We start from the raw sequence: 18968 nt of genomic DNA on the forward strand, positions 1-18968 counted from the left end.
AGGCCCCCCATGCTCCTGAGCCCCACCCGTCGCGCCGCCGTCACCACGGCCGCCCTGGGACTCGCCCTCACGGGCTTCACGGTCGCGCCCGCCGTCGCCCACGCCAAGCCCGTGAACACCAACGCCGCCGTCAAGGTCACCCTCACCGTGCAGGGCCCTGACGGCCTGCTGTTCAAGGGCAAGGTCAAGACCAAGGGCCACGACGTGACCACCGCCACCGGCGGCACCCACAAGTGCGACGGGACCAACGGCGGGGCGAACCCGAGCAGGGTTCCGACCCCGACCGCCGCCCTGGACGACGCGGCGAAGAACCACTACTTCGGCTGGGACGGCACCTGGTACGCCTCCTTCGACGACTTCTCCGTCGACACCATCAAGGGCGTCAGCGGCGGCGGTTCGGCGTACTGGAACATATCCGTCAACGGCACGCCCACCCCGGTCGGCGGCTGCCAGTTCAAGCTGAACGCCGGCGACCAGGTGTCGTTCGTCTGGACGTCCTTCTGAGCCCAGCCGGCCCAGGCCAAGGCCCAGCCGGCGGGCCGGGGCGCGCTGGTGCGGGCCCCGGGCCCGCCGGGTGCCTCAGGCGCCCCAGCACGGCGCCACGGTGTCGCCGGCGTCGGTCACCTCGTCGGCTCCGTTGCACAGCAGGGCGCGCAACCGTGCGCCCCCTCTGGTATCGACGCCCCTATTGCAGGCAAGTCGCAACTGCTGAGAGGTTGCACAGCGATGCGGAGCGGCTGAAACCCGCCCCTCCGCTGACGAGCGGACCTCCCCATGCCCGCATGCGACTGTGGCGAGAGGAACCATCTGATGAGGAAGATGCGCCGGTACACGCTGGTGTCCGTGGTCGCGGCAGTGTTCCTTGCCGCCGGCTGTGGGGGAGCACCCCGTGTCGACACGTCGGCCGCAAAGGCACCCGCAGCCGCGGGGTTTCCGGTCACGATCTCCAACTGCGGTGTGGAGACGACGTACCAGCGGCCGCCGCGGCGCGCGGTGTCGCTGAACCAGCACGCGACCGAGGTGATGCTGGCGCTCGGGCTGGAGAAGTCGATGGTGGCCACGGGGTACCTCGACGACAGGGTGCTCCCCGAGTACCAGGCCGCCTACGACCGGATCAAGGTCGTCTCGAAGGAGTACCCCTCCGCGGAGGCGCTGCTGGCCGTCGAACCCGACCTGGTCTACGGGGGGTTCGCGACCACCTTCGACGAGAAGGAGGGGCGCGGCCGCGCCGCCCTGGTCAAGGCCGGAGTCCACACCCATCTCAACATCGAGGAGTGCCCCGAAGGCCCGGTGACGATGGAGATGATGGACGAGGAGATACGCACGGTCGCGAAGATCTTCGGCGTCCCGGACCGCGCCGAGGAGGTGGTGAAGAAGCTGCACGGCACCCTGGACTCGGTCGGGGGCCGACTGGGCGGAGTGCCGGCGACGAAGGTGTTCGTCTACGACAGCGGCGACAAGACGGCCTTCACCGCGGGCGGCCGGGGCATCGGCAACGAGGTCATCAAGAGGGCCGGCGGGGAGAACCTCTTCGCGGACGTGCCCAAGGCGTTCGGTGACGTGTCGTTCGAGCAGGTCGCCGAGCGGGCCCCGGAGGTCGTCGTCATCTACGACTACGGCGACCAGCCGGTCGAGGACAAGAAGAAGTTCCTGCTCGCCAACCCCGCGCTCAAGGACGTACCGGCGATCAAGGAGCAGCGGTTCGCGGTGCTGCCCCTGTCGTCGGTGGTGCTGGGGGTACGGGTGCCCGGTGCGGTGGAGTCGCTGGCGCGGCAGATCCATCCGGACCGCTTCCGGTGAGGGGGCTGCGGGAGCAGGCGCCGGGAGCGCCCGGCATAGCGCCGCGGGCCCCTGGAGGCCTGGCCGCCGGGCGCGCAGGGCCCCGGTGGCGCGGCCTCCCGTACGTGCTCGTGCTCGCACTCCTGGCCGTGCTCGTGCTCCTGGTGGCGACGGCAGGGATCACCGCCGGCTCCATCAGCATTCCCGCCGACCAGGTCTGGGGGATCCTCCTGCACCGCATCCACCCGGCCCTCCACGAGCCCGACTGGACGCCGGTCCGGGAGACGGTCGTCATCGACGTGCGGCTGCCCCGGGTGCTCCTGGCCGGGGTGGTGGGGGCCGGGCTGTCGGTGGCGGGGATGGCGCTGCAGGCACTGGTCCGCAATCCGCTGGCCGACCCGATGCTGCTCGGGGTGTCCTCGGGCGCCTCGGTCGGCGCGGTGCTGGTCCTCGTCCTCAACGTCACGCTCTTCGGCATGTTCTCCGTCACCGGGGCCGCCTTCCTCGGCGCCCTGGCCGCACTGATCGCCGTGTACTTCCTGGCCCGGACGGGCGGACGGATGACCACCGTGCGCCTGGTCCTCGCCGGGGTCGCGATGGCCGAGGTGCTGTCGGCGGCGGCCAGTTTCCTGATCGTCACCTCCAACGACCCGCAGAAGACCCAGTCGGCCTTGCGGTGGATGCTCGGCGGGCTCGCCGGCACGACATGGACCACGGTGTGGATCCCCGTGGGCGCGGTGCTCCTGGGGACCGCCGTGCTGCTCGGCGTATGCCGCCCGCTCAATCTGCTGCTGGCCGGGGAGGAAGCGGCAGCCTCCCTCGGCCTGGACGTGCACCGCTTCCGCGGCTCGCTCTTCGTCGTGGTCGCCCTGATGATCGGCACGATCGTCGCGGTGAGCGGGCAGATCGGGTTCGTCGGACTGATCATGCCGCACGTGGTACGGCTCATCGTCGGCGCCGACCACCGCCGGGCGCTCCCCGCGGCGGCGCTCCTCGGGGCGGCCTTCCTGATGGCCGCGGACCTGGCCGCCCGTACGCTCATGAGTCCCGAGGAGATCCCCGTCGGGATCCTCACCGCTCTCGTCGGCGGCCCGTTCTTCCTCTGGCTGATGCGGCGGAGGGCGCAGTGACGGGCGGCGCGGTGAGGGGCGGTGCGGTGACGGGTGGACCGGTCGCCTCATGCGAGCCGGGCTCGCTCGACGTCGACGACGTCTCCGTCGTCCTGGGCGGAAGAACGCTGGTGGACCGCGTCTCGCTGCGGGCGGCGGCGGGGGAGGTCGTGGGGCTGGTGGGCCCCAACGGGGCGGGAAAGTCGACCCTGTTGCGCACGTTCTACCGGGCGCTGCGTCCCACATCGGGGCGGATCCTCCTGGACGGGCGCGACGTCTGGCAGATGCCCGGCCGGTCACTGGCCCGAAGCCTGGCCGCCGTACTGCAGGAGACGGCCGGCGACTTCCAGCTCACCGTCTACGACGTCGTCGCGATGGGGCGTACGCCCCACAAGAAGGCGTTCGCCGGCGACGACCGGGCCGACCGCGCCGTCATCGCCGAGTCGCTGGCCGAACTCGACGTCACCGCGCTCAGGCACGCCCCCTTCGACCGGCTCTCGGGCGGAGAGAAGCAGCGGGTGCTCATCGCGCGGGCCCTGGCCCAGCGTGCCGGGACGCTGGTCCTGGACGAGCCCACCAACCACCTGGACCTGCGCCATCAGCTGGATGTCCTCCGGCTCGTCCACCGGCTGGGCGTCACGGCGGTGATCGCGCTCCACGACCTCAACCTGGCCGCGGCGTTCTGCGACCGGATCTGCGTGCTGGACGGCGGCCGTCTCGTGGCCGAAGGAGCCCCCGGGGAGGTGCTGACCGCCGACCTGCTGGCCGAGGTCTACCGCATCGAGGCCGAGGTGACACCGCACGCGCGCACGGGCATCCCTCAGGTCAGCATTCGCACCGGCCACGAGACCGATGGCGGGAGGAATTCATGAGGTGATGCGCTGCTGCGTGCCGATTTTTTGGTAGGGGGAGCCAGGAGGCCGGCTCGGCTTTTCCTCTTCCGTTCGATGGCATATTCCGCGGCGTGGTGAAATGGCTTGGCGACCTTGGCTCGAAATGGTGTGCGCCCGCACCTTGTTCCCTTTCCCCGTTGCCAGACCCGGGGAATCGCCTCTACGGTTATTGCGACTCACTCGCAACTGCACAGGAATTGCGTCGGAAGACCGGTCCTGTGCCGATCGAAGGAGGAACCGAGGATGGCGCACACCGGATGGTCCGAGCCCGAGGAACAGCAGGCCCTGAAGTCCCACACGCCCGCGGTCGACGCCCCGTTCGAGTGGCGTGAGGACCACGACGAGGAGTCGGCCGAGAGCTGACGCCGGGCGCCGGGGGCGGCGGCACGCCGCCGCCCCCGGCGCAGCCCGGACCTGCGGAACACCGGGCGCACGCGCGTACCGTCCGACCTTGGCAGAGGGGCAGGGGATCCGTGGCACCAGGTTTGGTCGAAGGGGTCGCTCAGGACCGGCCGCGCGTCGACACCGTCCCGTCCGTCGTCTCGTACAGCGCCCGCCTGTCGAGGCGCCCGGAATTCGCCCGTGGCGTGGTCGACGCGGTCGCGGGCGGAGCCTCGCTCGGTGATCACGAGAAGGCTCGGCGGGCAGCCGTCGGTGAGGCCGTCGAACGCTACTGCGCAAACTCCGTCCCTGAATTGCTGAGGACCGCTTCATACGGAGAGCTCGCCCGGGCCGGCCATCCGGCCGTCGACCCGGCGGAATTCTCGCTGTACTCCCGCTCGCAATACGCGCACCGGGGTTTTCCCTTCGTGCCCATGGGCCGTGATCTGCCGATTGCGTGGGCGTCGGGCCGCGACATGGTCGACGGGTCGCACATCCTGGTTCCCGCATCCCTCGTGTACGTCAACTATTTCCGTCATTCCCATGCGGCGGAGCCGCCCACCCATTACCCGGTGCTGGCCGGTACGGCAGCCGGAACGAGCGGTGAGCGGGCGCGGGAGGCCGCCCTGCGGGAGGTCCTCGAACGGGACGCCGTCACCTTGTGGTGGGCCAGTGGGGCACAGGCCGCAGCTCTCGCGCTCGACGCGGAGCCGTCCCTGACGCGCGCGCTTGCCGAAGCCGCAGCCGCCGGACTGAAGGTCGGCCTGCTGCGCATCCCCTCCACGGCCGGCGCCCTGGTCGTCGGCGCGTTCGTCGAGGACGCGGCACGACAGCTCGTCGCTTTCGGGAGCGCCTGCCGCGCATCGTCGCACGAAGCCGCGGCCAAAGCGCTGACCGAGGCCCTGGGCATGCACGAGACGGGCCTGGAACTCCTGGAACACGACAGCGGGTTCTGGCGGTCGGTCCGCCGCGGCCGTACCGGTCACCGGCCCTACCGCCCGTACCGCGCCGACCGCGCGTACCTGCGGGACTTCCGGTCCGACTGGCGCGACGTCAACGACGTCCGGCTCCACCTCCAGGTCCACCTCGACCCGGAGACGCAGGACGCCCGGCTGGACCGGTTGCGGTTCCCCGGCCGGCCTACGGCCGCCCCCGCAACGACGGCCTCCGATCAGGGAACCGCCGCGCTGCTCCGGCGGCTCGCCGAGCAGGGGCTGCGGGCCATCGCCGTCGACCTGACCACCCCGGAGGCGCGTGACGCGGGCCTGTACGTCGCCCGGGTCCTCGTGCCGGGCACGTACGGCAACGCTCCGGCCGCCTTCCCCTTCCTCGGCGGCCGGCGGCTCTACGAGGAACCGGCCGCTCACGGCTGGGTGCCGCGACCGCTCACCGAGGACCGTCTGGTCCGCCACCCCCTGCCGTTCTCCTGACGGTACGACCGCCTCCCCACGTCCTTGTCATCGCACGACAGAACGGAGTGACCGCATGCGTCTCGGGCTCGCCCTCGGCTACGGCGGAGAACCCATCGAGCACGTGCTCCCGATCGTCGAGACGGCCGAGCGCATCGGCGTCGACTCGGTGTGGAGCGTCGAGGAGTACGGCCCCGACGCCGTGAGCGTCCTCGGCTACCTGGCGGCGAGGACGGAGCGGATCAAGCTCGGTACGGCCGTCATGCAGATCCCGGCCCGCACCCCCGCCGCGACCGCGATGACGGCGATGACCCTGGACGTCCTGTCGGCCGGCCGCTTCCACCTCGGGCTGGGCCTGTCGGTGCCGTGGATCGTGGAAGGCTGGCACGGGCAGCCCTACGACAGGCCGCTGCGGCGGACACGTGAGTACGTCGACATCGTCCGGCAGGCCGTCGCCCACGAGGCCCGCGTGGAACACGACGGCACCGTCTTCCAACTGCCCTACCGCGGGCCCGGATCCAGCGGCCGAGCCCGCCCGGTGAAGGCGGACATGCAGCCGCTCAGGCCGCGCATCCCGCTCTACCTCGGCGCGATCGGCCCGCAGAACGTGTCCCTGGCCGGCGAGATCGCCGACGGCTGGCTGGCCGGCCTGTACGCCCCCGAACACGAGGCCGCCCTGACGCGCCCCCTGGACGAGGGGATCGCCCGCTCCGGGCGCACGGCGGACGACGTCAGGATCTGCCCCATCCTGTACGTCGCCCGGGCCGACACCCGGGAGGAAGGCCGCGACCGGCTGCGGCCGCTGTTCGCCCACCTCATCGGCGCGGTGGGCCCCGGAGGCCGCAACACCTACTTCGACATCGCCTGCCACATGGGCTACGACGGTCCCGCGCACACCATCCGCGACCTGTTCGCGGAAGGCCGCAAGGCCGACGCCGTCACCGTCGTCCCCGATACGCTCCTCGACGAAGTCGCCCTGTGCGGCCCCCTCCCGGCCATCGTCGACCGGATCCTGGCCTGGAAGGACTCGCGCGTGGACACCCTCGTCCTGCTCGACCGCGACACCGAGCTGCTGGAAGCCGCTCAGGCCGCTCTGTGACCGAACCCTCCCGCCCCACGATGCGCCGGGCGTGGGCGCTGGCCGGTCCGCTGCTGGTGGCCGGGCTGACGCAGATCACCGTCAACATCGTGGACACGGTCATGCTGGGCCACCTCTCCACGACGGCCCTCAGCGCCTTCGCCGTCGCGGCCCCGGTCCACCTCGTGGCCCTGATCGTCGTACGCGGCTGGGCGACCGCCGTCCAGGTCCAGGCCGCCCGGTTCCACGGCGCGCAGCGGCCCGGAGCGGTCGGCCTGACCGTACGCGTCGGGCTGGCCGGGGCCGTGGGCGCGGCGCTGGTCGTGGGTGCGCTCCTGTACGTGGGAGCAGCGCCGGTCCTGTCGGTGCTCGGTGCCTCGGACGCGCTGGTCGGCCCGGGCGCGGCGTACTTGCGGGTGATGGCCTTCGCGCTGCCCTTCGCCGCGATCTCCTTCACGCTTCAGGGTGCCTGTGCCGGTATCGGCGCGACCCGGGTGACGATGTACACGGCGCTGCTCGTCAACGCGGTCAACCTGCCCCTGGGCCTGCTCCTGATCTTCCGGGCGGAACTCGGCGTCTCCGGCGCCGCGCTGGCATCCCTCGCCGCCACCGCGGCCGGCACGTGCTACCTGCTGCTCCACTGCCGCAACCGTCTCCCCGCCTACGAGAAGGACGCGGACACCGCGCACAGCCTCGCCGGGCGGCTGTGGCGCATCGGGTGGCCGGAGATGGGGATGTCGGGGATCGGCTACCTGAACGAGGCCCTGCTGGCCGGGTTCGCCGCACGGATGGGTACACAGGACCTGGCGGCGTACCGCATCGTCGACAACCTGGTCCTGGTGGTCTTCACCTGCCTCGCCTCGGTCTCGTCCGCCCTCATGATCCTGGCCGGCCAGGAACTCGGCGCCGGCCGGCGCGAACACGTCGCGGCCTGGCTCCGCACGGGACTGCGCATGCTCCTGCTGACGCTCGCCGTGCCCGCCGTCCTGGCGATCGGCTTCGGACGCCCGCTGATGGCCCTGGTCACCGAGGATCCGGGGGTGACCGACAAGGCGTGGGCAGCGACCCTCCCCGCGCTGCTGAGCCTTGTGCCGTTCGCCGTCGCCCTGGGGTACGCGGCAGTGCTGCGCGCCACCGGCGACACCCGGTCCGTCATGATCGCCTCGGTCGTCAGCGACTACCTGCTGCTGATCCCCCTGGGCTGGTTCCTCGGCCTGCACGCCGGACTGGGCCTTCCCGGCATCTACCTCGCCTGGACCGCCTTCGGTCTCCTCTACGCGGCCATGCTCCGCCCGCGGTGCAGACGGTACCTCCGGGCCCCCGCAGGGCTCGCTGCTCCCGCTGCCGGCCGCGTCGACCCCTGACGCCGGAATCGTCGTCGTGGCCCCCAGCCGCGCCGCCCTGGACGCGCGGGCCCGAACACGTCGGGGGTGGGATGCTCGACGTATGGAGGATCAGGCCGTGGGACCGGTCGGCGGAGTCTCCCCCGAGGTGCTCGCCCTCGCGAAGGTGGTGGCCGGCCTACGGGCCGAGGCCGAGCACCTGGAGGCCGGCTCCGCGATGCCGGGGACGCGGACGCCGGACGAGGTGGCGGAACTCGCGCGGGGCGCGTTGAGCGACACCGGGCACGTGGGCGCCGTCGTGATCTACGGCCGCGGGGCCGCCGGGAACCTGGACCTGATCGGGCACGCCGGCCTCGACGGGCCCTCGGCCGAGCGGTGGAGCCACGTACCGCCTACCGACGAGGGCGCGGCGCTGCAGGCCCTGGCGGAGGAACGGCCGGTGTGGCTGGAAGCCCCTGACGCCGAGCGCCGTCCACTGCTCGCGGCCCGCCCGGGGCAGTGGCCGTCCCGGGCGTGGATTCCGGTGCTCTCGGAGCACCCGGCGACCACCGTGATCGGGTTCCTCCGGACCCACCCGGGCCCTTTCGACGCGGCGACACGAAGCGTCCTGCGCAGGACGGTCCAGATCTGTGGCCGGTCGTTGGGCACCCGGGGCGCAGGCCCGGGCGAGCCGGCCAGGGTGGACGAGAACGCCACCATTGCGGCGATCCAGCCGGTTCTCGACGTCCTGCCGTGCCCGGCCGTGCTCCTGACGCCCCTGCGCGCCGCGGACGGGACCGTGGCGGACTTCCGGATCGACGCGGCGGCGGCGGAGTCGGTCGACGTGGCCGGGCGACGCGGCGAGGAGCTGGTGGGCCGTACGGTCCTCGACACGTACCCGACGGTGGCCGGCAGCGACCTGTGGCACGGATACCTGGACGCCCTGACGACCGGGAGGCTCTACGAAGGAGATCCCTTCACCTATGAGGAGACGCTCGCGGGAGTACCGCGCGAGTCCGTCTACTCCGTGCGGGCGTCACGGCTCGGGGACCGGCTGGTGGTGTCCTGGATCCGCCACGACACCGATGAGCGCGAGGCGCGCAGGCTCGCGGACCTGCAGCGCCTGGGCAACCTCGGCTGGGCGGGCTGGAAGCTGGGCACCGGCAGGACCACCTGGTCGGATCAGGTCTATGACGTCTTCGGCCGGGACCCCGCACTGGGGCCCGTCGGCCTGGAGGAACTCCCGAGCCATGGCCGGCTGCTGCCCGACGACGCGCCGAAGCTCCGCGCGGCGGTCCAGCGGCTGCTCGCCGACGGGGAGTCCATCGACCAGCCGTTCCGGATCACCACCCCGGACGGCGTACGCCACCTGAGGATCGTCGCCGAGGCCGAACCGGACGCACACGGCACACCGGTCGAGGTGCACGGCTTCTTCCAGGACCTCACCGCCCAGCGCGGCGCCGAGATCGCCCTGCAGGAGAGCGAACGCGCCAACCTGGTCCAGCGCGGCATGCTCCGGGCCGAACGGGCCCTCGCCGACCGGCTCCGCGAGACCCTGCTGCCCATTCCCGAGCAGTCCCTGGAACTGGCCGGGCTGCGGGTCGAGATCGCCTACCTGCCCTCGGACACGGTGTTGAGCGTGGGAGGCGACTGGTACAGCGCCATTCAACTCCCCGACGGCTGCGCCCTCTTCGTGGTCGGAGACGTCGCCGGGCACGGGCTGCCCGCCGTCGGCACGATGGCGCAGCTCCGGTTCACCGCCAAGGGCATGGCCGTGACGGGTTCCCGGCTGCCGGCCGTCCTGAACCGTCTCAACGCCCTGCTGCTCCACACCGCCACGGACGCCGACGGCGCCACCGCGACCATGGTCATGGCACGCTACCGGCCCGACGACGGGCGCCTGAGCTGGGTCCGCGCCGGGCATCTGCCGCCCCTGCTGATCCGTGGCGGCGAGGCGCAGTTCCTCTCCCAGCCCGAGGGCTGCCTCCTGGGCGCGTCCTTCGACGCGGCGTACGCGGAGGCGGTGATCGATCTGATGCCCGGCGACCACCTCCTGCTCTACACGGACGGCCTGGTCGAGGACGCCGGTGAGGACATCGAGGAGGGCCTCACCCGTTTCGCGGCCGTCGCCCTCGGCCTCGTCCGGGACGGGCATGCCGAGACCCTCGCCCGCACGCTCGCCGCGGCTCGGACGCGTCACGACGACGACATCTGCGTGCTGGACATCCACGTACCCGTGGAGCCCTGAGAGCCGTGGAGCCGGGACCGCCCCACGCCGCCGCGGGCGTTGTCGTCGGCCGTGCGGTCGCGGTGGGTGTCGCGGTCGCTTCGCCCCGGGCCGCTGTGGCGCTCCGGGGTGCGGAAACCTCCAGCCAGACCCGCTTGCCGCCGATCAGGGGATCCGCACCCCAGCGCCGCGCCAGCCGGTCGACGATGAGCAGCCCGTGCCCGCCGGGCCGGGCGGGATGCGGACGGGGCTGGAGCACGGGGAGGGTCCGGCTGCGGTCGGTCACCTCGACGCGCAAGCCGTCACCGGTGCGCCGGAGCAGGAGGGAACTCGGGCCGCCGCCGTGCAGACGGGCGTTGGTCACCAGCTCGGACACCAGCAGCAGGACGTCCTCGGCGGCCGCCTCGGCAGGGGGTTCCGAGGCGGGCAGCCACGTCCAATGGGTCAGGGCCCGCCGGGCGAAGTCCCGGCACCGGCTGACGACATGCTCGTCCGCGGCGCGGAGCACCAGGACCCGGCTTCTCACCAGTAGTGGCGACGGCCGCCGACGGCATGCCCGACCGACCCGAGGATCCACAGGATCGCACCGACCACGATCAGGATGATGCCGATGGTCCAGAGGATGCTGAGGCCGGTCAGCCAGCCGATGATCAACAAGATGACTCCGAGGATGAGCATGATGTCCCTCTATCCTGCGGCGCATTCCGTCGGAACGAGGTTTTCCGACGCGATGCCGCGGACGGCGTCTACCCTCCTTCCTCTGCTTTAACGGGGGCTCGTGCAGATCCGCTCCGCATGAAGGGCCCCGGTGGGGGCAGTCGCTGTGCGGACGCGTCCGGTGCCGGTGCCGGCGCGCGTGTCGCATCGGATCGAGGAGGCGAGGGGTATGGCGGACGTGGTCGAGGTGATCCTCGAGGACCACCGCACCATGGAGGAGCTGTTCCGCCGCATGCGGAGCGTCGAGGCCGACCGTGCGAAGGCGCTGGAGGAGTTCTCGGCCCTGCTCATCGCGCACGGCGAGGCCGAGGAGGCCGAGGTCTACGGCGCGCTCAAACGGTTCAAGGGCGTCGACGACGAGGAAGTGGAGCACGGGGAGAAGGAACACGCCGAGGGCAACGAGGCGTTGCTGGCCCTGCTGGAGGTGGACGACGTCGGCTCCGACGAGTGGGAGGAGCGACTGGAGGACCTGGTCAAGGCGGTGACCCACCACGTGGACGAAGAGGAGCGGACGATCCTCAACGGCGCCCGGGAGAGCGTCCCCGACGAGCGCCGGGCCGAGCTGGGCGCCGCGTTCCTGCGGGAACGCAAGGAGCGGCTGGCGTCCGGCTGCGGCAGCATCGAGAACGTCCGGAGCATCGTCGGCGGGTGACGCCCCCGACCCATGGTGGAGGCGCAGATGAACCGCGCAGCACTCTTCGACGTCGACGGGACCCTCGCCGACACCAACCACCTGCACGTTGTGTGCTGGTGGGAGGCGCTGCGGCAGGCCGGCCACACCGTCGCCATGCACGACATCCACCGTGCCCTCGGCCTGCCGAGCGAGAGCCTGCTCCGGCACCTCCTCGGTGACGGCCGCGACACCAGCGAGGACGAGGCCCTCGGCACGGCGCACGACACGCTGTACGGCACCTGCTTCGACCGGCTGCCCTGCCTGGACCGGGCCGCCGACCTGCTGCGCGAGCTCGACCGACGGGGCTGGAGGGTCGTCCTCGTGACCTCCGCCGGGAGCAGTGAGCTCGACGCGCTGCGGCGGGCCGTCGCGGCCGACGACGCCATCACCGCGACCGTGAGTGCCCAGGACGTCCCGGAGGGCAAACCCGCGCCGGACCCGGTGACCCACGCGCTCGGCCTCGCCGGTGCGGCCGCGCACGACGCCGTCTTCGTCGGCGACACGGTGTGGGACATGAAGGCCGCCGCCCGGGCCGGCGTCCTGGCGGTGGGCCTCCTCAGCGGCGGGATCCCACGCGGCGACCTCGAGGAAGCGGGCGCCGTCGCCGTGTACCGGCATGCCGCCGACCTCCTGCACCACCTCGACAGCAGCCCCTTCGCCCGCGTGGCCGGGGGCGCCGCGACGTAGCGGGTCCGTCGGCGTGGACCGGGCCGTGTGGCCCCCCCCGTGCGTCCGCACTGCTCCTCGTCCTGCTTGTCCTGCCCGTCCTGCGGGGCCACCCTCGCTGTCCCCGCCGTTTCCCCGCCGCCGATCGGGGAAGGCGCGGAAGGACGGGGCCGGCCCTCGCGCCCCGCGTGGGCAGAGCGGCCCCCGAGCACCGACGCGCCCGGCTGCTGCCGTGGCCCGGGGCCCGGTGACCCCGACCTCGCACACCCTGTTCCGATGGGAGCTGGTGACATGTCCTCCGAATCCGGCCGTTCCCGGTCGTTGCCTCCCGGGCCGCGACGACTGCTCGGCATCTACCTCAACGACCACTACGCCGGCTCCGCGGGCGGGATCGCCCTGGTCCGCCGGATGGCCCGGGTGCACCACGGTGCGGCGGCCGGGCCACGTCTGGAGGCGCTGGCGGACGAGATAGCCGAGGACCGCGAGAGCCTGGTGGAGATCATGGTCGCCCTCGACGTGCGCGTGAAGAGGGCGCGCAACGTGGCGGTCCGGCTCGCCGAGAAGGTGGGCAGGGCCAAACCCAACGGCCGGCTGATCTCCCGCTCCCCGCTCAGCGACGTCCTGGAGCTGGAGGCGCTCCGCCTCGGGGTGGAGGGCAAGCTCGCCCTGTGGCGGACCCTGGCGCACGTCGCCCGTACCGACGACCGCATCGACTCCGCGGCCGTCGACCGGCTGGCGGCCCGCGCCGAGCGCCAGATCCGCCAGCTGGAGGACATGCGGCTGGCGGCCGTGGACCGGACCTTCGCACCGGACACCCGTGCGGCCCTGCACGAGGCCAAGGCCGAGGCCACGCGGCACGACCGGATGCGCCATCCGTTCCACAGGGCGGGGTGGGCGTCATGAGGGTCGTGGTGACCGGCGCCACCGGCAACGCGGGGACGAGCGTGGTCCGTGCCCTGGCGGCGGACCCCATGGTGACGGACGTCCTCGGCGTCGCGCGCCGCCTGCCCGGGCTGGACGTCCCGGGCGTGCGCTGGGCGGCCGCCGACGTCGACCCCGGCGGGGCCGACCTGACCGGGCTGTTCGCCGGTACGGACGCGGTCGTGCACCTGGCCTGGAAGTTCCAGCCCACGCACGATCCCGTGGAGACCTGGCGCACCAACGTGCTCGGCGGCATCCGCGTCTTCGAGGCCTGCGCCGCCGCCGGGGTCCACGCCCTGGTGCACGCCTCCTCGGTCGGCGCGTACTCGCCGGGCCCGCCCGACGGCCGTCCCGTCGACGAGTCCTGGCCCACGCACGGCTGGCCCGGTGCCGCCTACACCCGGGAGAAGGCCTACCTGGAGCGGTATCTCGACGGCTACCAGCTGGCCCACCCGCACATGCGGGTGGTGCGGATGCGGCCGGGCTTCCTGTTCAAGGCGGCCTCGGCGTCCGAGCAGCACCGGATCTTCGCCGGACCGCTGCTGCCCCGGCGACTCGTACGGCCCGGGCTCATCCCCGCGCTGCCGGACATCGCGGGACTCCGGTTCCAGGCCCTGCACACCGATGACGCCGCCGCGGCCTACCGGGCCGCGGTGGTACGGCCCGTCCGCGGGCCGTTCAACCTGGTCGCCGACCCGGTGCTGGACACCGCGGCCGTGGCCCACCTGCTCGACGCCCGTACGGTCCCGGTGCCTGCCGGAGCGGCCCGCGCCGCCCTGGCCGCGGCCTGGCGCCTGCACGTGGCCCCCGCCGACCCGGGCCTGCTGGACGCCGTCCTGCGCCTGCCGCTCCTCGACGCCGGCCGGGCCCGCGACGAACTGGGCTGGGTCCCCTCGCGCACGGCCACGGAAGCGGTGGAGGCCTTCCTCGAAGGCCTCCGCCGCGGGGCCGGACTCGACACCCCGCCGCTCGCCGCGACGGCGGCCGGCGGCGCGGGCCGGTAAAGACCAGCGGAGTCACCGGGGGGAAGGAAAGAGGTTTCCGATGCCGAGAGGTTCGTCACCCAAGCGGGAACGGCAGTACGAGCACATCAAGGAGTCCGCCGAGCAGCGCGGCGAGTCCACCGAGCGGGCCAAGGAGATCGCCGCCCGTACGGTCAACAAGGAGCGCGCCCGGGCCGGGGAGTCGAAGACCGCCAGCCGGTCGTCGCTGCAGGACATGTCCTCCGGCAGGCGCGGCGGCCTGCGCTCGCACAGCGGCGCCCAGGGCCCCACCAAGGAACAGCTCTACAACGAAGCCAGACAGCGCAACATCGAGGGCCGCTCGACGATGGACAAGGCGGAACTCAAGCGGGCACTCGGCCACTGAAGACGCACGGTGCTGCGGGCCTGCCGGCCCGCCGGCCCGCCGTTCACTCCGCGCCGTCCGGCCGCTCCGGCGGCTCGGCGGGTTCGGCGGGTTCGGCCGGTTCGGCCGGTTCGGCGGGCTCCTCCGGTTCCGGGGGCGGCTCCCCGTCCTCGCCCGCGTGGGCCCGCAGGTGCACGATCACCGTGTTCGCGACGGCCACCAGCGGGACGGCGACGACCGCTCCGCCGATACCGGCGACGAGCCCGCCCGTGGCGACGGACAGGGCCACGGCCAGCGGATGGATCCGGACCGCCCGCCCCAGGATGAACGGCTGCAGGACATGCCCCTCGATCTGCTGGACGAGGAGCACCACCAGCAGGCACATCAGCGCGGTGAAGACGCCCCGGGTGACCAGCGCGACGATGACGGCGAGCGCGCCGGAGGCGATCGCGCCGATCAGCGGTACGAACGAGGCCAGGAAGATCACCACGGCGAGGGGGACGGCGAGCGGAACCCCGAGGAAGTAGATCCCGAGCCCGATGAACACCGCGTCGATCAGCGCGACGACCATCGTCCCGCGGATGTAGGCCGTGAGCGTGCGCCAGGCCGGCGTGCCCGCTCCGGAGACCCGGGGCCGTACGGAGGCCGGCACCAGCCGCAGCGTCCACTCCCAGACCCGCCTGCCGTCGTACAGCAGGCAGAGCGTGACGAACATCGCCAGGAGCAGGCCGGTGATGACCTCCACCAGGACGCTCACGCCCTGGAGGCCGGTCGAGGTGATCTCGCTGGCGCTGCTGCCGATCGCGTCGCTCAGACGCTCGGTGACGTCGTTGATCTGCTGCTCGGTCACGTGGAACGGGCTGTCGAGGAGCCACCGCTTCAGTTCCGCGATGCCTTCCTGGAGCCGTTCGGACAGACTGTCCAGGTTGTCGAGCACCTGCCATACGACGAACCAGCCGATCAGCCCGAGCGCGAGGAATCCGCACAGCGCCGTCACGGCGGTGGCCAGTCCCCTCGGGAGTCCCCGGCGGTGCAGGCGGGCGACCGTCGGCTGGAGCAGCGCGGTGATCAGCAGCGCGGCGACGAAGGCCAGCGCGACCAGCCGGACGGAGCCGATCACCCGCATCACGACCCATACGGCCGCGGCGAGCACCAGGAACCGCCAGGCGACCTCGGCCGCGACCCGCATGCCCCAGGGCACCGCGCCGGCGGGTTCCGCCGCGCGGTCCCGGGCCCGGGCCGGGCGGGCCCCCACCGCCCGCTCCCGCTCGGCCGCCTCCGCGGCGTCGCGCGCCTCCTCGGCGTCGCGGCGGGCCAGAGCCCGCGTACGCCGCTCACCGAGCGCGGTCGCACCGGCCTTCGCGCGCTCGAACAGGTCACGGATCCACGGCATCGTCGAACCTTCCTCCGCCCCTCCGTCTGCCCCCGTTCACGGTGATCAGACGGTCGGGCCGGCGTTCGTCGAGCCGGGCCGCGGGATCCGAACGCACCGGGCCGGGACCGGTGGTGGGACCACCCGTCCCGGCCCTTCCGGGTACCGGCTCGTTACATCGGGTCGGGCCAGGGGAAGTCGCTGATGCTCCAGGCGACGCTGAAGCACGGGGGCGCGGAATGGGCCTCCGGCTCGGTGTCCAGTGTCTGCAGCGCGAGGATCTGGCTCATGGATGCTCTCCGTTTTCTCGGGTTTCTTCTCGGGGTGTCGGTCGGTGACTGCGAACCTCGGCACAGGGCTGCCCGCCGCCGTGCCCAGGCGTTCAGGGGACGCCCGCCCGGTCCCGTCCGGCGGCGGCCGGGATCAGGGCAGGCGCGGGGCGGGGCTCCGGCAGGAGCGGGCCGGCCAGCAGGCGGTGCAGGGCCAGCAGGACACCGGCCCCGCCACTGGACAGGTCGGCGGTGAACCGCTGCGATCCCGCTCCGAGGAAGCGGACCCCGCGCCGGTGGGGGACGGCGTACTTCAGCAGGCCGGTCGCGGCGCGTACGGCGTCCCGGCGGGCGGCGTCCGTACCGGTGAGCTCGGCGTGCCCGGTCAGGAACCACGTCAGTCCGGCCAGCCCCCGGTACAGGCCCGCCTCCTTCGTGGCGCACGAGACCCGGATGCCGGCGACCAGCCTGGGCAGCGCCGCGGCGCAGCGCTCGTCGGGGGCGGTGGCGACGTAGCGGGTGAGCACCGCCGCGACCCCGGCCGCGCCCGTGGCCAGGTACGGCATGGCGCGGGTGAGCCGCGCGTCGTCGGAGATGGACAGGGCGCCGTCGTCCAGCGCGAAGGTCCGGTCCAGCTCCTGGTGGAGCAGCAGGCGGCCCGCCTCCAGCCAGCGGGCCTCCCCGGTCTCGCGGGCCAGGCGGTGGAGGAGGAGGGCGGGTCCCGAGCGGCCGTACAGCAGGCCGCGGGCATCGTGCTCGCCGAGGGTGGCCGGCAGGTCGGGGGTGCGCAGCAGGCCTTCCGCCGCCGCGGCGGCCCGCTCCAGGTGGCCGTTCTCCCCGGTCAGCCGGTACAGGGCGAGCCAGCCCAGGCCGACGCCGGCCCGCCCGCCGGCCAGCGTGCCGCAGGAGGCGGTGAGCGGGTGGCCGTCGGCGTCCCGCAGCAGGTCGACGGCCTCGTCCAGCAGGCCGAGGCCGGCCAGCACCCGGGCGATGCCGGCCGAGCCGACGAGCAGTCCGGGCGGCAGCGCGCCGCGCAGCGCCAGCGTGTCGCGGCGCAGCCGTGCGCGGATCTCCTCCGGCACCGCGGCCCCGGCGCGGAGCAGGGCGTGCACCACCCCGGCCGTGCCGTGGGCCAGGCACACGTTGTTGGTCCGGAACGCCTCGGGCGAGGGCGGGAAGGCCCACTCCGGCCGGTCGGCGTCGGCCATCTCCAGCAGCCCCGCGGTCACGTCCTCGGCCAGCCGGGTCAGGCAGCCGCGGGGATCGGCGTCCAGCTCGGCGGGCGAGGGCAGGCGGCCGGGACCGTCCTGGTCCCGCGCCCCGTCCGCCACCAGGTGGAAGGCGGTCGCCCGCTGCCACAGGTCCTGCGGCGGAGCCACGTCGGCCAGGTCGCGGCGCAGCAGTGCGAGGTTGGCGGGCGCGTGTTCGGCGATCTCGTGGAACGGCGCCAGGAAGGCGAGCGCGACCGCCGCCATGCCGTACCGGTCCTGAAGCAGCGGATCGGTGTCGGCCCCGGTCCGGCCGGGCGGTGGCGTGAACCCCGGGGTGCCCATCGCACTGGGCGGCGAGGTCAGCGCCGAGGCCGCCTCGAAGTCCACCAGCCGGACCCCGCCCGACGGCGTGACCAGCACATTGCCCAGGCTGAGGTCGCCGAACCGGTAGCCGGCGGCGTGCACCTGCTCGAGCGAGGCGTCCAGCGCGGCCAGCAGCCGCCGGCAGGCCTCGTAGTACGCGGCGACGGACCCGGCCGTGCGGTCGGCGCGGGCCAGCGGGGAGGACCGGCTCAGCCAGCCCACCAGCGGCTGCCCCTCGACGTACTCGGTGACGAGGAAGTCGTGCTCCCACTCCGTGAAGTGCTCCAGCGGCTCCGGGCCCACCCCGGGGGCGGCCCCGTGCAGCTCGCGCAGCACGCGGTACTCGTGCCGCAGCCGCGCCTGCGCGTCGGTACCGTCGAAGACCAGGCCGTTGTGGGCGCGGGCCTCCTTGAGGAAGACGGTGCGGCCGGTCCGCCGGTCCCGGGCCAGGTAGGCGCCGCCGGCGTTGCTCAGGCGTACCGCGCGGGTCACCTCGTAGTCGCGGATCAGGATCGGACCCGCGTGCGGCCGCTCCTCGTGCTCGACGAAGGGGTCCGCGATTCCCGCGGGCAGGTGGAAGGCGGGCAGCCGCAGGTCCACGACCTCGCGGCCGGAGCCGTCGCGGACCAGCCCCTCCCGGGTGCCGTCGGCCCGCAGCCGGCTGCGGGCGCCGAAGGAGCCGTAGCGGTAGTGGACCGTCCGCGAGTCGCGAAAGCGCCGGTCGGTGAGGACGTACGGCCCCTCCTCCCCGTCGAGCGCGTCGCGCAGGCGTTCCAGCAGCCGGCGGGCGGTCGCCGTGTCCGGCGGGTAGACGGCGCAGAACTTGCCCGCCTGGGCCCGCCCGGCGTGCTTGTGATGGAGGAACAGGAAGAAGAGCCGGGCGCTCAGGTGCTTGAAGGGCACGCCCGCGGAGAAGCAGATCCCGGCGACCGTGTCGAGCACGTGCTGCGCCCGGTCCAGCCGCGCCGACACGTGGATCTTCCAGCCCTGTTCGGCGAGCCCGGTCCGCGGACCGGCCCAGAGCGTCCAGATGCCCTGCGCGGTGCCGTGCGCGCCCGGCGGCACCTCGCGGGGGACGAAGCGTGGGCCGGGGTCGGCCACGCTGGGCAGCGGCAGGTAGTAGTCCCGGTCCGCGAGCGTCTCACCGAAGCCTTCGAGCACGGGATCTCCTCACGGGTGGTGGCGGGCGGCCACAACGGTCGTGGCGGACGCTAGGGCGGGCGGGTATGGA

The 18968-nt window shown here is 73.2% G+C and carries 16 protein-coding genes and 1 pseudogene; 13 read left to right on the plus strand and 4 right to left on the minus strand.

The window, feature by feature from the left end:
- Window positions 1-9: 9 nt before the first annotated feature.
- From ACIPXB_RS01940 to ACIPXB_RS01975, 8 genes are all read left to right on the plus strand, one after another.
- Entirely contained in the window at window positions 10-504 is a 495-nt protein-coding gene (locus ACIPXB_RS01940) for a DUF4430 domain-containing protein (protein WP_401443255.1), read from the plus strand.
- 306 nt (window positions 505-810) lie between these two features.
- Window positions 811-1800: an ABC transporter substrate-binding protein gene (locus ACIPXB_RS01945; protein WP_401443258.1), complete on the plus strand. Its 990-nt coding sequence runs from the start codon at window positions 811-813 to the stop codon at window positions 1798-1800.
- 59 nt (window positions 1801-1859) lie between these two features.
- Entirely contained in the window at window positions 1860-2909 is a 1050-nt protein-coding gene (locus ACIPXB_RS01950) for a FecCD family ABC transporter permease (protein WP_401444390.1), read from the plus strand.
- Window positions 2910-2935: 26 nt separating this feature from the next.
- Complete coding sequence (locus ACIPXB_RS01955) at window positions 2936-3760, plus strand: ABC transporter ATP-binding protein (protein WP_401443261.1); 825 nt, start codon at window positions 2936-2938, stop codon at window positions 3758-3760.
- Window positions 3761-4368: 608 nt separating this feature from the next.
- Window positions 4369-5592, plus strand: coding sequence for a YcaO-like family protein (locus ACIPXB_RS01960; protein ID WP_401444392.1), 1224 nt, complete (start codon window positions 4369-4371; stop codon window positions 5590-5592).
- A gap of 55 nt (window positions 5593-5647) precedes the next feature.
- Window positions 5648-6670, plus strand: a complete 1023-nt coding sequence (locus ACIPXB_RS01965) for an LLM class F420-dependent oxidoreductase (protein WP_401443263.1) — start codon at window positions 5648-5650, stop codon at window positions 6668-6670.
- Window positions 6667-8013 carry an MATE family efflux transporter gene (locus ACIPXB_RS01970; RefSeq protein WP_401443265.1) on the plus strand — a complete coding sequence of 449 codons (1347 nt, stop codon included), beginning with the start codon at window positions 6667-6669 and terminating at the stop codon, window positions 8011-8013. The genes ACIPXB_RS01965 and ACIPXB_RS01970 overlap by 4 nt, the downstream gene beginning before the upstream one ends.
- Window positions 8014-8095: 82 nt before the next feature.
- Window positions 8096-10219, plus strand: coding sequence for a SpoIIE family protein phosphatase (locus tag ACIPXB_RS01975; RefSeq protein ID WP_401443267.1), 2124 nt, complete (start codon window positions 8096-8098; stop codon window positions 10217-10219).
- A 175-nt stretch (window positions 10220-10394) separates the two neighbouring features.
- Here the strand turns inward: ACIPXB_RS01975 and ACIPXB_RS01980 are convergent.
- Window positions 10395-10775 (minus strand): annotated as a pseudogene (locus ACIPXB_RS01980) (ATP-binding protein); the annotation flags it as partial.
- Window positions 10721-10876, minus strand: coding sequence for a DUF6131 family protein (locus ACIPXB_RS01985; RefSeq protein ID WP_401443269.1), 156 nt, complete (start codon window positions 10874-10876; stop codon window positions 10721-10723). The pseudogene ACIPXB_RS01980 and the gene ACIPXB_RS01985, both read right to left, overlap by 55 nt.
- A 208-nt stretch (window positions 10877-11084) precedes the next feature.
- Here ACIPXB_RS01985 and ACIPXB_RS01990 point away from each other — a divergent pair, with 208 nt between their 5' ends.
- From ACIPXB_RS01990 to ACIPXB_RS02010, 5 genes are all read left to right on the plus strand, one after another.
- Complete coding sequence (locus ACIPXB_RS01990; RefSeq protein ID WP_401443271.1) at window positions 11085-11567, plus strand: hemerythrin domain-containing protein; 483 nt, start codon at window positions 11085-11087, stop codon at window positions 11565-11567.
- Window positions 11568-11594: 27 nt separating this feature from the next.
- The gene (locus ACIPXB_RS01995) at window positions 11595-12275 is read left to right on the plus strand and encodes an HAD family hydrolase (protein ID WP_401443273.1); all 681 of its coding nucleotides are present in this window, start codon (window positions 11595-11597) and stop codon (window positions 12273-12275) included.
- A gap of 270 nt (window positions 12276-12545) precedes the next feature.
- A complete protein-coding gene (locus ACIPXB_RS02000; RefSeq protein WP_401443275.1) occupies window positions 12546-13157 on the plus strand; it encodes a hypothetical protein in 612 nt (203 codons plus the stop codon).
- Window positions 13154-14179 (plus strand): NAD-dependent epimerase/dehydratase family protein, encoded by a 1026-nt coding sequence (locus tag ACIPXB_RS02005; protein ID WP_401443277.1) that lies wholly within the window; start codon window positions 13154-13156, stop codon window positions 14177-14179. The genes ACIPXB_RS02000 and ACIPXB_RS02005 overlap by 4 nt, the downstream gene beginning before the upstream one ends.
- Window positions 14180-14219: 40 nt before the next feature.
- Window positions 14220-14543, plus strand: coding sequence for a plasmid stabilization protein (locus ACIPXB_RS02010; RefSeq protein ID WP_401443279.1), 324 nt, complete (start codon window positions 14220-14222; stop codon window positions 14541-14543).
- Between the two features lie 43 nt (window positions 14544-14586).
- Here the strand turns inward: ACIPXB_RS02010 and ACIPXB_RS02015 are convergent, their stop codons facing one another.
- Both ACIPXB_RS02015 and lanKC read right to left on the minus strand, forming a co-directional pair.
- On the minus strand, window positions 14587-15915 hold the full coding sequence (locus tag ACIPXB_RS02015) for an AI-2E family transporter (RefSeq protein ID WP_401443282.1): 1329 nt from the start codon (window positions 15913-15915) through the stop codon (window positions 14587-14589).
- A gap of 361 nt (window positions 15916-16276) precedes the next feature.
- Window positions 16277-18898, minus strand: coding sequence for a class III lanthionine synthetase LanKC (lanKC, locus tag ACIPXB_RS02020; protein WP_401443284.1), 2622 nt, complete (start codon window positions 18896-18898; stop codon window positions 16277-16279).
- Window positions 18899-18968: the final 70 nt, after the last annotated feature.

The organism is Streptomyces sp. NPDC090022, assembly GCF_044748145.1.
Lineage (GTDB): Bacteria > Actinomycetota > Actinomycetes > Streptomycetales > Streptomycetaceae > Streptomyces.